This window comes from Pseudomonas sp. 2995-3, assembly GCF_002742565.1.
Lineage (GTDB): Bacteria > Pseudomonadota > Gammaproteobacteria > Pseudomonadales > Pseudomonadaceae > Aquipseudomonas > Aquipseudomonas edaphica.
The window spans coordinates 808,274-820,277 of record NZ_LJSB01000157.1 but is presented as its reverse complement, the minus strand read 5'-3'; the positions used below and the strand labels follow the sequence as shown (position 1 = coordinate 820,277).

Genomic DNA, 12,004 nt, shown 5'->3' with positions numbered 1-12,004 from the left:
TAACCCTCCCGCCGCTTCTCCGTCGCCCCCATGATGGATTGGACCGACCGCCACTGCCGGTACTTCCTGCGCCTGCTCTCCAAACACGCCCTGCTCTACACCGAGATGGTCACCACCGGCGCGATCCTCCACGGCGACCACGACCGTTTCCTGCGTCACAACGAAGCCGAGCACCCGCTTGCGTTGCAACTGGGCGGTAGCGTCCCCGCTGACCTGGCCGCCTGCGCGCGTATGGCTGAGGCTGCCGGTTACGATGAAGTGAACTTGAACGTCGGCTGCCCGAGTGATCGGGTGCAGAACAATATGATCGGCGCGATCTTGATGGCGCACCCGGCGCTGGTGGCGGAGTGCGTGAAGGCGATGCGGGATGCGGTGTCGATTCCGGTGACGGTGAAGCATCGTATCGGGATCAATGGGCGGGACAGTTATGCCGAGCTGTGTGATTTCGTTGGCACGGTGAGGGATGCGGGGTGTACCAGTTTTACGGTGCATGCGCGGATTGCGATTCTGGAGGGGTTGTCGCCGAAGGAGAATCGGGATATTCCGCCGTTGCGTTATGACGTGGCGGCGCAGTTGAAGCAGGATTTCCCGGAGTTGGAGATTGTGTTGAATGGCGGGATCAAGACGCTGGAGCAGTGCCAGGAGCATTTGCAGGTGTTTGATGGGGTGATGTTGGGGCGGGAGGCTTATCACAATCCGTATGTGTTGGCGGAGGTGGATCAGCGGTTGTTTGGCAGTGAGGCGCCGGTGGTGAGTCGGGCGCAGGTGTTGGCGTTGTTGCGGCCTTATATTGCGGAGCATTTGGCGAGCGGTGGTGCGATGCATCACATTACTCGGCATGTGTTGGGGTTGGGGACCGGGTTTCCGGGGGCTCGTCGGTTCAGGCAGTTGTTGTCGGTGGATATTCATAAGGCGAGTGATCCGTTGGCTTTGTTGGATCAGGCTGGGGAGTTGTTGGAGGGGCGGTGAGGGGTTGGGTGTCAGTTAGTTTATTTGGAGGCTGACAGGCCGCTTTCGCGAGCAAGCTCGCTCCCACAGGTTTGAGTGCGGGGTGTCAGGGGGTTGGTTGGTGGCTGGGCTGGCGTTATCGCAGGCAAGCCAGCTCCCACAGTTTGAGTGCAGGGTGTCAGGGGGTTGGGTGGTGGCTGGGCTGGCGTTATTGCAGGCAAGCCAGCTCCCACAGTTTTGAGTGCAGGGTGTCAGGGGGTGGTTGGTGGCTGGGCTGGCGTTATTGCAGGCAAGCCAGCTCCCACAGGTTTGGGCGATGGGTGTCAGGGAGTTGGTCGGTGGCTGGGCTGTTGTGGCGAGCAGGCTTGCCCTGCGTTGGGGTGCGTAGCGGCCCTGATGACTATGACGGCGTTCTGAATGAAAAACTCGATCGCCTTACTGGGGCTGCTTCGCAGCCCAACGCAGGGCAAGCCTGCTCGCCACAGCAAGCCTGCTCTCACACGGGGCCGCGTGGGTTGGGGGAACTTGGGTTGAACCTGTCGGGGGTTTTGGTCTCCTATTTAGCACCAAGACGGGGCATTCAAACGGCTGTTTTCAGGTTGTTGCCCTCGCAAACGACTGAATGTATTTGCGCCCTTGAGCGCTTGTCGGCGCTCGGGTAATGTCATCAGACCCACAGGACAGAGCACGCCCATGACTTCCAAGCTGGAACAACTCAAGCAATTCACCACCGTTGTAGCCGATACCGGCGATTTCTCCACCCTCGCCAAGCTCAAGCCGCAAGACGCCACCACTAACCCTTCCCTGCTGCTCAAGGCGGCGTCGATTCCAGGCTATGCCACGCTGCTGGATGAGGCTGTGAAGGACTGCAACGGTGACGTCGGCCTGGCCAGCGACCGTTTTGCGGTGGCGGTAGGTCAAGAGATTCTCAAAGTCGTGCCGGGGCGTATTTCCACCGAGGTGGATGCGCGTTTGTCGTTCGATGAAGCCGCGATTCTCAAGCGTGCGCACCGTCTGATCGACCTGTACGACAAAGCTGGCGTAGGCCGTGACCGCGTGCTGATCAAGATCGCCTCCACCTGGGAAGGCATCCGCGCAGCGGAGAAGCTGGAAAAAGAAGGCATTCAAACCAACCTGACGCTGCTGTTCTCGTTTGCCCAGGCCGTGGCCTGCGCCGAAGCCGGTGTGTTCCTGATTTCGCCGTTCGTGGGCCGTATCTACGACTGGTACAAGAAGGCTAACGGCAACGACTACACCGGTTCCGATGACCCGGGCGTGCAGTCGGTGACGCGCATCTACAACTACTACAAGGCCAATGGCTATAAAACTGTAGTGATGGGTGCGAGCTTCCGTAACCTCAGCCAGATTGAAGAGCTGGCCGGCTGTGACCGCCTGACCATCAGCCCGGACCTGCTGGAGAAGCTGGCGGCGGATGAAGGCAAGCTGGAGCGCAAGCTGTCGCCAGGCCATGCCGGTGAAGCGCGGGTGCATTTGACTGAAGCGCAGTTCCGTTGGGAGTCCAACGAGGACGCAATGGCGACTGAGAAGCTGGCAGAGGGGATTCGTCAGTTTGCTCGGGACCAGGAGAAGCTGGAGGCGTTGTTGACTGCCAAGTTGTAAGGCAGGCGGCGACAAAAAGGGCGGCACCTGTGAGGGTGCCGCCCTTTTTCATGTTTGCTGATCTCAAACCAAACCCCATTCAAACTGTGGGAGCTGGCTTGCCTGCGATAGCGGTAGGTCAGCAATGAATAGGTGGCTGACATACCGCTATCGCAGGCAAGCCAGCTCCCACATTGGATTGGGTTTCAACTGAAGGTCAGTGGCGCTCTAGGGCATTGACCAGGTCGTGGAAGGCTTCGCGGTTGGACTCGTTCAAGCCCATCAGGATCTTGTGCGCTTCCAGCACCTTGACCCGTACCACTTCTTCGGACTGGTCTTGCGAAGGCAGGTCGGTCAGGCATTCCGGGCAGGGGATCGGGCGGTCAACGATGTTGAACACCTGGTCAAAACCCATGGACTGCAACAGACGGGTGATGTCTTCGTGGGTGGTGACGACGGTCGGCAACAGGCCGACCTTCTGCCGAGACAGAATGGACAACTTGGCCAGCAGGCCAAGGGTGGTGCTATCGATGCTGCGGGTTTCGGTCAGATCGATCACGATCGCTGAGAAGTTCAGCGCGGTGAAGATCCGCTCAATCGTCGCATCCAGCGCCGAACACAAGGTCAGGCGCACTTCACCGACAAACTTCAGGACGAAGGTCCCGTCTTGCTCGGCGAATTGGATTCTTCCGGTACTCATCAAAGATTCCTGCTCAACACCAATAGGGCGATATCATCCGGCATCTCCCCTAGCGTGGACAATCCAAAAACCTGCCGCAGGCCATCCAGGCTGCCGCCCGCCGACTTGACCTTTTGGGGCAAGGCAGCTTCTTTCTCTTTGAGTGTAGGCTCTGGAAGAAGGTCCAGTATGCCGTCGGACATCAGCGTAAGGCTGAACGTCGGCGGCAGTTCCAGGATGTGGTCTTCGTAGGTGGCTTCGTTAAACAAGCCCACCGGCAGACCACGGCCTTCCAGGTAACGCACACTGTCGGGAGTGTATAAAACCGGCATCGGCAGGTGACCGCCGATGCTGTAGGTCAAAAGACCGGTTTCTTCATCAATCACGCCGCCAACCATCGTCACGTGCTTGCCCAGCTTGCAGCTGATCAGGCCTCGGTTGATGTGGCCCAGCACCTCGGAGGGGGTGAACTCCGGCAAGGTGCCATTGCGCTTGGATTCGAACAACAGCCGTGTGGTCATGAATTTCAACAACACGGTGACAAAAGCAGAAGAAGCGCCGTGGCCGGACACGTCGGCCAGGTAGAACGCCACACGTCGCTCATCGACGCGGAAGTAGTCGACAAAATCACCCGACAGGTACAGCGACGGGATGATCTGGTGCGCAAACTTGAATTCGTCGATGGTCCACGGGCTCACCGGCAGCATGTTCATCTGCACCTGGCGACCGGCGTTCTGGTCTTCCTGGAGCAAATTGAGGCTGGCTTCGAGTTCGCGGTTGGCGGTTTCGAGCTTTTCGCGGTAGCGCTGGTTTTCCAGCAGCAGGCGAGCACGGTCCAGCGCGCGGCGCACCGAATGCTCCAGCACCGCCAGGTCTTCCAGGGGCTTGATCAGGTAGTCGGCAGCGCCCAGGCGCAGGGCCTCGACAGCATCGTTCATTACGCCGGCACCGGACACAACAATCACTGGCGTCTGCGGCGCACGCTCGGTTACCTGGCGAATCAGCTCGAGGCCGCCCATTTGGGGCATGCGCAGGTCGCAGATCACGAGGTCGGGCTTGTCGCGCTCGAACACCTGGAGACCCTGTTGGCCATTACTGGCCTGCAGGACGCTGAAGCCACTGTCTTCCAAATAGGCCGCGAGGCTCGCGCGCACTACTTCGTCGTCATCGATTATCAGCAGCGTGGCACTGGTTTTTTGCATGTGGGCAAACGGCGCCAGAATTAGGTTGGCGTAGGCGGCTCGGCAATGGCCGGGCTCACGTACTGGATTCGCTTTCTAGCCTCTCTGTCCTACAAAGTACTGGGATTTCTCCCATGCACAACGGTAAAGCAGAGGTGCCCTTCTAAGGCGCAGACGGTACTCCCATCCGTCAGGGGTTTCAAGCTCATGCCGATGGTCGCCGGGCGTCTTTACACCGCAAATCACCGGGAGTTATAAGAACAGTCACCACCACAACACAAAGTAAGGATGGAACCCGTGAGCGAACATGAGCGCGGCTACGACGAAAAACGCGATTTCATCCGCATGCGCGTGGATGCCGATGTGGCGCTGATCCACGCGGGGCAAGAGATTGCCGGGGTTTGTGTGGACCTTTCCAGCTCCGGCATGCAGGTTGAGGCACCTCGCCAGTTTGAGGTGGGTGACCACCTGACCGTGCGCATCGATTCGGAACACGCCGCCCTCACGGGCCTGGAGGCGGACACCGAGGTGGTGTGGGCCAAAAACGAAGGCGAGCGCCAGCACCTGGGCCTCAGGATCTTGAAAATGCGCTGAAAAACGCGCACAAAAAAGGCGACCTATAGAGGTCGCCTTTTTTCATTTCAAAACGTCACGGCTTAAAAGTCGTCGACGACCTTGCCGTCTTTTACCTTGAACTCACGGTTCTGCAGGTAAGCGTTACGGATAAAGGTGTACTTGTCGCCCGTGATCAGCTTCTCGCTGTCGAGCAGGCTGGCACGGGTATCAACGATGTTCAGGCCGAAGGTGCTGTTGCGCCAGCCGATATCGTTCATGTAGCGGTACGGCTGGGTGTAGCTGTCGACGTATTTGGACGGCGCATCACGCAGGGTGCTTGGGCCGAGCAGCGGCAGCATCACGTAAGGACCGCTGCCGACGCCCCAGTAGCCGAGGGTCTGGCCGAAGTCTTCATCGCTGCGTTGCAGCCCCATTTTGGTGCCCACATCAACAAAGCCAAGCACGCCGAAGGTGGTGTTCATCAACAGGCGGGCAGTGTCCACACCAGCGGCGTGCGGCTTGAGCTGCAGCACGTTGTTGGCCAGGTTGCCGACATCGCCGATGTTGCGGAAGAAGTTGTGGATGCCGTCTTGCACAAATTGCGGGGTTACAAATTGATAACCCTGGGCAATCGGCTTGAGCGCGTAGGTATCAACGGTGTCGTTGAAGGTGAAGATCGGGCGGTTGACGCTTTCCCATGGATCGTCTTCCGACGCAGCCTGGGCCGCGAAGGGGGCGAGCAGGATAGTTGCACACACAGATAGCTGAGCGAAGTACTGGCTCCAGCGCATAGCTTTGGCTCCTTGAATGATCTGTCATGGGCGCTATGCCCTGAATAAGACCGTCAGTATATGACGGATGTGTGGATTTAGGCAGTAACGAGGAATCGACATACGCAAAATGCACAAAATTCCTACAAACAGATTAAGTGTCATCCGCTTGTCATGCAGCCCGGATAGCGTCGTAGCTATTTCAGGATAGTTATTTCAGGGAAGTCGAAATGCCTCACGCCGAAATTGCCATAGCCAGCGCCCCCACCTTGACTGCCGTGCTGTTTGGCCTGAGTGGCTGCCTGGTGGATTTCGGTTCCCAGGCCCGCACAGACTCGCCCTGCCCCGACTCCCAGGCCACGCCCGGCGCGCTGAAGATTCTGCGCAGCCTCAAGGACCAGGGCGTGCCCTGCGCCTGGCTGGATGAGCTGCCCGCCTCGGTGACCACACCCCTGTCGGCCGCATTGCCCGACTGGGTGAAGGCAACACCGCCCTCCTCCCTCCGCTGGCCGGCGCCACATGCCTGCTGGCAAGCCTTGATGGCACTGAATATCGAACGCCTCGAAGGCTGTGTGCTGGTGAGCGGCGAGCCACGTTTACTGCAATCGGGCCTGAATGCCGGGTTATGGACCATCGGCCTGGCGTCCTGCGGCTCGCTGTGCGGCCTGTCACCTGAGCAATGGCAGGCGTTGACCGAACAACAGCGCGAGCACAAGCGCGGCAAAGCCACGGTGGCGCTGTATGGGCTGGGCGTGCATTCAGTGATCGATCACCTTGGCGAGCTGGGCACCTGCCTGGCGGATATCAGCCTGCGCCAGCTTAAAGGCGAGAAGCCCTGATAGAGATCATGCACTCAAGGCGCCGGTGGATTAATCTACAGGTCAGCCCGTAGACCTTTCACGGCGAGCCGCGGTCTATGCCAGTGCCTATCGATAAAAGGAAGAACGTCATGCCTGACCGCATAAAGCTTGAAGAACAGGTCAACATCCTGCGCGGGCAGTTGGAACAGCAACCGCCGCTGTCTGAAGAAAAACGTGAAGCACTGGAAGCCTTGATTGCCAAGTTCGAATTACAACTCGAACTTGAACCGGCCACCCAAACGCCCAGTATTTCCGACGATGTGAATCAAGCAGCCATAGAGTTCGATGCCGAACACCCGGTCATTTCCGGGACATTGCGCAATATCATGATCACCTTGGGCAACATGGGGATCTAACCCGGCCCCAAGCCAAACACAGAACCAAAATGTGGGAGCAGGCAAGCCAGCTCCCACATTTGTTTTGTGTGACGGCTACTGACGAGCCAGGCGCACGTTCTGGAACTGCACATCCTCAGTGCTGCGATACGGGTTGATATCCAACCCACCGCGCCGCACATAGCGCGCATACACCGTCAACTTCTCTGGCTTGAGCAACCGCTGCAAGTCCAAAAAGATGCGCTCCACGCACTGTTCATGAAAGTCCGAGTGCTGGCGGAAGCTCACGATATATTCCAGCAAACTGGCATGATCCAGCGCGTGACCACGGTACTCCACCACCACGCTGCCCCAATCCGGCTGGCTGGTGACCGGGCAGTTGGATTTGAGCAGGTGGCTGTGCACGCTCTCCTCGATAATGCGCGAGTCGTCGCAACGCAGCAGTTCCGGGCGCGGGTGCTCGTAGTTGCTGACGCTGATGTCCAGGTCGTCGATGCACGCGCCCGGCAACGCCATCACGCCTTCAGCCTCAACCTCGGCCAGGCTGCGGATGCGCACACTCACAGGCAGGCCAGCGGCGGCGCTGAGGTCGGTGCGCAAGGTGGTTTCCAGGCTTTGCGTGTCGGCAAACGCGGTCTGGTTCAGCGAGTTGAGGTACAGCTTGAAAGATTTGGACTCGATGATGTTCGGCGACTCGGCCGGGATGCTGAATTCACCGATGGCCACCACCGGCTTGCCCGATGGCAGCAACCACGACAGTTCGAAGCAGTTCCAGAAATCCACGCCCTTATAAGGCAGGGTTTCGGCAGTCAGGCCCAGCTCGGCCCATTTGGCGGCGCGAGGGATCGGAAACAGCAACGACGGCGTGTAGGTAGAGATGTATTCACTGGACTTGCCCAGCGGCGAATGTTCGGCTGCGGGATGCATGGCGGAAACCTGGCTAAATAAACCGCGCCAGTCTACCAGCCTTTGCTCCCGCCCTTAAGAATCGCCTCACTCAACGGTCAGCTTGCCGACCATGCCCGCCTGATAATGCCCCGCAATGTTGCAGGCAAACTCAAGACCGGTGGCCTTGTTGAAGGTCCAGGTCAGCTCGGCGGTCTTGCCCGGTTCCACCAGCACGCTGTTGGGATCGTCATGCTTCATGCCACCCATCTCGCCCATGTCGCCATGCCCCATGGCGGCGTGGTCCATCTTGCCCATGCCGGTGGCCGTGAGCATGCCGCTGGCCTGCATCTTGAGCATTTCTTTTTGGTGTTCGGCGTGCATCGCCGCATCACCCAGGTTGAACTCGTGCAGCAACTGGCCTTTGTTGACCAGCACAAAGCGCACGGTCTCACCGGCTTTTACATCCAGAGCCTTGGGCGAAAAGGAAATGTCCTGCAGGGTTACTTCTACGGTGCGCGTGGCTTTATCGGCCGGTGCCGGGTGACCAAACGCGTAGGTGTGAGCCTCATCAGCCATTGCATTAACGCTCAATGCCAACAGACAGCCCGCCAATAACAGAGGTGTACGCAACGCCATGACGCTTCTCCAAAAAAGTGTGTCCAGCTTGGTCAGCACTTTAAGATGGCTCTGCTGCCAGCCAGCTGACTGCTAGATTACAACTTTGTCAGGTTACGCCCTGACGCTGCCGCCCACGGTATAAAGCCCATCGCCACCTGTTGCCACGAGTTGCCCATGAAACTGCTGATCGTTGAAGACCAACCGAAAACCGGCCACTACCTGCGCCAGGGCCTGACCGAGGCTGGCTTTACCACCGAGTTGGTGGCCGACGGCACGAGTGGGCAGCATTTGGCCCTGACCGGCGATTACGATCTGCTGATCCTCGACGTGATGCTGCCCGGCCGCGACGGCTGGCAAATTCTGCACGCCGTGCGCAGTGCGGGCCTGGACATTCCGGTGTTGTTCCTCACCGCCCGCGACGCCGTGGAAGACCGTGTGCACGGCCTGGAGCTGGGCGCCGATGATTATCTGGTCAAGCCTTTCGCCTTTTCCGAATTGCTGGCGCGGGTGCGCAGCCTGTTGCGCCGTGGCAGCAGCACCCCGCAGGAAACCACGCTGCAACTGGCCGACCTGCGCCTGGACCTGATCCGCCGCCGCGTCGAGCGCGGCGGCCAGCGTATCGACCTCACCGCCAAGGAGTTCGCCTTGCTGGAACTGCTGCTGCGCCGCCAGGGCGAAGTGCTGCCCAAGAGCCTGATTGCCTCCCAGGTGTGGGACATGAATTTCGACAGTGACACCAATATCATCGAAGTGGCGATCCGCCGCTTGCGCCTTAAAGTCGACGACAACTTCCCCACCAAGCTGATCCACACCGTGCGCGGCATGGGCTATGTGCTGGAGGAACGGTGCAATTGATTGCGCGCCTGTCCCTGGCCAGCCGTCTGGCCCTGTTATTTGCCGGCTGTACGGCGGTGGTCTCGCTCATCGCTGGCGTGTTGTTCAACCAGGCCAGCGAAGCGCACTTTATCGAGCTGGACCAGCAGCAACTCGACGGCAAACTGATCGCGCTGCGCAGCACCTTGCAGGGTGTCGACTCACTGGCGTCCTTCACCCCGCGAGAAGCGCAACTGCGTGCCGAACTCAGCCGCCAGCCGGACCTCGCCTTGCGCATCAGCGCCGCCGGCCAACGCTGGTTTGATGGCGCGCCGAGCGTCACGCTGCCCGCAGCACCCGGCCTGCACAGCCTGCAAAACGCGGGCACCGACTACCGCGTGTACAACGCGCCGTTGATAGCGGGCCAACCCGGCTCGCCGCAAGTGACGCTGATCCTCGACATCACGCACCACCAGCACTTTCTGCAACGCATGCAGCGGTTGATCTGGCTCACGGTCGGCTTGTCCGCCCTGGCCACCGCGCTGCTCGGCGCATGGGCAGCGCGCAGCGGGCTGCGGCCGTTACGGCGCATGAGTGAAGTGGCCTCCGGCGTGTCGGCCCACTCCCTGACCCAACGCTTGCCCCAGGCGCAAATGCCGGTGGAACTGGCCGAACTCGCCCAAGCGTTTAACGCGATGCTGGGACGGCTCGACGACGCGTTCCAGCGCCTCTCGTCTTTCTCCGCCGATATCGCCCATGAACTGCGCACGCCCCTGTCGAACCTGCTGACTCAAACCCAGGTGATCCTCACCCAGCCGCGCCCGCTGGAGGACTATCGCGAGGCGCTGCACAGCAACCTGGAGGAGTTGCAGTGGATGGCGCAATTGGTGAATGACATGTTGTACCTGGCCAAAGCTGACCATGGCCTGCTGATGCCCAAGCGCGAAGCGCTGGCGCTGCACGATGAAGTGGAGGCGTTGCTGGAGTTTTTTGCGCTGTTGGCCGAAGACGCGCAGGTCAATCTGGTGTGCGAAGGCACGGCTCAAACGGCGGGCGATCGCGGTATGTTGCGCCGGGCCGTGTCGAACTTGCTGGATAACGCGCTGCGGTTTACCCCGGTAGGTGGCGAGGTGCGGGTGCGGATTATGGAAAGCGCACAGGCTGTGACGCTGACCGTCGCCAATACCGGGGAAGGTGTTCCAGCGGCTTTGTTACCTAAATTGTTTGACCGGTTCTATCGGGCGGACCCCGCGCGCCGTGAAGGCAGCAGCGAGCATGCTGGGCTGGGGTTGGCGATTACCCAGTCGATTGTGCGGGCGCATGGGGGGAGGATTTATTGTGAGTCTGAAGCCGGGTGGACCAGGTTTGTGATTGAGTTGCCCAAGGGGGATTGATGCAAGCTGGGCCGGCCCTATCGCAGGCAAGCCAGCTCCCACATTCGAATGTATTCACACATCAAAATGTGGGAGCTGGCTTGCCTGCGATAGCGGTCTTAGCGTTTACGAATACCTGAGGGCATGCGCCGGCTCAATCTTCGCCGCCCGATACGCCGGGTAAATCGTCGCCATAAAGCTCAACACAAACCCGGCCGTGCAAATCAGCAGTACATCGCCGCCTTGCAGCTCGGAAGGCAGGTTGCTGACGAAGTACACGTCCGAACTGAAGATATGCTGCCCGGTCACGCGCTCCAGCCAGCCCACCAGTTCACTCACGTTCAGCGCCGCAATCACGCCCAGCACGCCGCCGATCAAGGTGCCGACGATACCGATCACCGTGCCCTGCACCATGAAGATCGCCATGATCTGCCGTGGCGTGGCGCCGATGGTGCGCAAAATCGCGATGTCCGCGCCTTTGTCGTTCACCACCATGATCAGGGTGGCGATGATGTTGAACGCAGCGACGGCGACGATCATCAGCAACAGCAGGCCGATCATGGTCTTTTCCATCTTCATTGCACTGAACAGGCTGCCCTGGGTGTGGGTCCAGTCATCCGGCTTGTAGTCGGCGCCGAGGCTCGCGGCAATGTCGGCCGAAACCTTGGGGGCCGCGTACAAGTCTTTTACCGCCAGGCGCACGCTTTGCACCTGGTTCGGCTGCCAATGCTGGATCTCGGCGGCGTCGGCCATGTTGATCAGGGCCATGGAGCCATCCAGCTCGGCACCGACCTTGAAGATACCGACCACGTTCAAGCGCTGCATGCGCGGGGTGATGCCACCCGGTGCGGCCGTGCTGATTTCCGGCACGATCAGGGTCAGCTTGTCGCCCACATTCAGGCGAAAGCGCCGAGCGGTAATGTCGCCGATCACTACGCCGAACTCGCCGGCTTTGAGGTCTTCGAGTTTGCCGCGCACGATATGCTGGGCCACGATCGACACCTTGCCTTCCTGGGCCGGGTCAACGCCGCTGATCTCGATCGGTTGCATCGCGCCCTTGTAGGAGAACATGCCGTCCATCTGTGTGAACGGCACCGCAGCGGTGACCTCGGGGTTCTTCAGCGCGGCGGCGGCCACGGGCTGCCAGTTATCAATCGGGTTTACACCGACGATAGTGGCGTGGGGCACCATGCCGAGGATGCGCGTGCTCATTTCACGCTGGAAGCCGTTCATTACCGACAGCACCACGATCATCGCCAGCACGCCCAGGGCGAGGCCGATCATCGAGGTCATCGAGATAAACGAGACAAAACGGTTGCGGCGCTTGGCGCGGGTATAGCGCGTGCCGATGAAAATCGATAACGGTCTGAACATTCGCGGGCACC

At 59.9% G+C, this 12,004-nt stretch carries 12 protein-coding genes and 1 pseudogene; 7 read left to right on the top strand and 6 right to left on the bottom strand.

Annotated features, from left to right (window positions below; translation table 11 throughout):
• Positions 1 to 6: 6 nt before the first annotated feature.
• Together dusA and tal are read left to right on the top strand one after the other, a co-directional pair.
• A pseudogene (gene dusA, locus AOA62_RS11500) lies at positions 7 to 969 on the top strand (tRNA dihydrouridine(20/20a) synthase DusA); the annotation flags it as partial.
• A 672-nt stretch (positions 970 to 1,641) separates the two neighbouring features.
• Positions 1,642 to 2,568 (top strand): transaldolase, encoded by a 927-nt coding sequence (gene tal / locus AOA62_RS11495; RefSeq protein ID WP_099548685.1) that lies wholly within the window; start codon positions 1,642 to 1,644, stop codon positions 2,566 to 2,568.
• A 196-nt stretch (positions 2,569 to 2,764) separates the two neighbouring features.
• On the opposite strand, the gene rssC is transcribed toward tal, so the two are convergent.
• Together rssC and rssB are read right to left on the bottom strand one after the other, a co-directional pair.
• Complete coding sequence (gene rssC / locus AOA62_RS11490; RefSeq protein ID WP_003172602.1) at positions 2,765 to 3,247, bottom strand: anti-sigma factor antagonist RssC; 483 nt, start codon at positions 3,245 to 3,247, stop codon at positions 2,765 to 2,767.
• Positions 3,247 to 4,428 carry a two-component system response regulator RssB gene (rssB, locus tag AOA62_RS11485; RefSeq protein WP_099548684.1) on the bottom strand — a complete coding sequence of 394 codons (1,182 nt, stop codon included), beginning with the start codon at positions 4,426 to 4,428 and terminating at the stop codon, positions 3,247 to 3,249. Before rssB ends, rssC begins: the two co-directional genes overlap by 1 nt.
• Before the next feature lie 276 nt (positions 4,429 to 4,704).
• On the opposite strand from rssB, the gene AOA62_RS11475 reads away from it, so the two are divergent.
• Entirely contained in the window at positions 4,705 to 5,001 is a 297-nt protein-coding gene (locus AOA62_RS11475; RefSeq protein WP_099548683.1) for a PilZ domain-containing protein, read from the top strand.
• A gap of 62 nt (positions 5,002 to 5,063) precedes the next feature.
• Here the strand turns inward: AOA62_RS11475 and AOA62_RS11470 are convergent, their stop codons facing one another.
• Complete coding sequence (locus AOA62_RS11470) at positions 5,064 to 5,753, bottom strand: VacJ family lipoprotein (protein ID WP_065929195.1); 690 nt, start codon at positions 5,751 to 5,753, stop codon at positions 5,064 to 5,066.
• Positions 5,754 to 5,962: 209 nt separating this feature from the next.
• Here AOA62_RS11470 and AOA62_RS11465 point away from each other — a divergent pair, with 209 nt between their 5' ends.
• Together AOA62_RS11465 and AOA62_RS11460 are read left to right on the top strand one after the other, a co-directional pair.
• On the top strand, positions 5,963 to 6,571 hold the full coding sequence (locus AOA62_RS11465; protein WP_099548682.1) for a phosphatase: 609 nt from the start codon (positions 5,963 to 5,965) through the stop codon (positions 6,569 to 6,571).
• Between the two features lie 110 nt (positions 6,572 to 6,681).
• Entirely contained in the window at positions 6,682 to 6,948 is a 267-nt protein-coding gene (locus AOA62_RS11460) for a DUF4404 family protein (RefSeq protein WP_017137441.1), read from the top strand.
• 75 nt (positions 6,949 to 7,023) lie between these two features.
• Here the strand turns inward: AOA62_RS11460 and queF are convergent, their stop codons facing one another.
• Positions 7,024 to 7,854 carry an NADPH-dependent 7-cyano-7-deazaguanine reductase QueF gene (gene queF, locus AOA62_RS11455; RefSeq protein WP_099548681.1) on the bottom strand — a complete coding sequence of 277 codons (831 nt, stop codon included), beginning with the start codon at positions 7,852 to 7,854 and terminating at the stop codon, positions 7,024 to 7,026.
• 66 nt (positions 7,855 to 7,920) lie between these two features.
• Complete coding sequence (locus AOA62_RS11450; protein ID WP_026013731.1) at positions 7,921 to 8,451, bottom strand: plastocyanin/azurin family copper-binding protein; 531 nt, start codon at positions 8,449 to 8,451, stop codon at positions 7,921 to 7,923.
• Between the two features lie 156 nt (positions 8,452 to 8,607).
• On the opposite strand from AOA62_RS11450, the gene AOA62_RS11445 reads away from it, so the two are divergent.
• Both AOA62_RS11445 and AOA62_RS11440 read left to right on the top strand, forming a co-directional pair.
• Positions 8,608 to 9,288, top strand: coding sequence for a heavy metal response regulator transcription factor (locus AOA62_RS11445; protein ID WP_099548680.1), 681 nt, complete (start codon positions 8,608 to 8,610; stop codon positions 9,286 to 9,288).
• A complete protein-coding gene (locus tag AOA62_RS11440) occupies positions 9,285 to 10,640 on the top strand; it encodes a heavy metal sensor histidine kinase (RefSeq protein ID WP_099548698.1) in 1,356 nt (451 codons plus the stop codon). Before AOA62_RS11445 ends, AOA62_RS11440 begins: the two co-directional genes overlap by 4 nt.
• Positions 10,641 to 10,745: 105 nt before the next feature.
• Here the strand turns inward: AOA62_RS11440 and AOA62_RS11435 are convergent, their stop codons facing one another.
• Positions 10,746 to 11,993: a lipoprotein-releasing ABC transporter permease subunit gene (locus AOA62_RS11435; RefSeq protein ID WP_056857275.1), complete on the bottom strand. Its 1,248-nt coding sequence runs from the start codon at positions 11,991 to 11,993 to the stop codon at positions 10,746 to 10,748.
• Positions 11,994 to 12,004 lie beyond the last annotated feature (11 nt).

Excerpts from the sequence above, each read along its gene's own strand:
- tal (WP_099548685.1), top strand. The coding sequence starts at position 1,642 with ATGACTTCCAAGCTGGAACAACTCAAGCAATTCACCACCGTTGTAGCC.
- AOA62_RS11460 (WP_017137441.1), top strand. The coding sequence starts at position 6,682 with ATGCCTGACCGCATAAAGCTTGAAGAACAGGTCAACATCCTGCGCGGG.
- AOA62_RS11470 (WP_065929195.1), bottom strand. The coding sequence starts at position 5,753 with ATGCGCTGGAGCCAGTACTTCGCTCAGCTATCTGTGTGTGCAACTATC.
- queF (WP_099548681.1), bottom strand. The coding sequence starts at position 7,854 with ATGCATCCCGCAGCCGAACATTCGCCGCTGGGCAAGTCCAGTGAATAC.
- AOA62_RS11435 (WP_056857275.1), bottom strand. The coding sequence starts at position 11,993 with ATGTTCAGACCGTTATCGATTTTCATCGGCACGCGCTATACCCGCGCC.
- AOA62_RS11465 (WP_099548682.1), top strand. The coding sequence starts at position 5,963 with ATGCCTCACGCCGAAATTGCCATAGCCAGCGCCCCCACCTTGACTGCC.
- rssC (WP_003172602.1), bottom strand. The coding sequence starts at position 3,247 with ATGAGTACCGGAAGAATCCAATTCGCCGAGCAAGACGGGACCTTCGTC.
- rssB (WP_099548684.1), bottom strand. The coding sequence starts at position 4,428 with ATGCAAAAAACCAGTGCCACGCTGCTGATAATCGATGACGACGAAGTA.
- AOA62_RS11445 (WP_099548680.1), top strand. The coding sequence starts at position 8,608 with ATGAAACTGCTGATCGTTGAAGACCAACCGAAAACCGGCCACTACCTG.
- AOA62_RS11450 (WP_026013731.1), bottom strand. The coding sequence starts at position 8,451 with ATGGCGTTGCGTACACCTCTGTTATTGGCGGGCTGTCTGTTGGCATTG.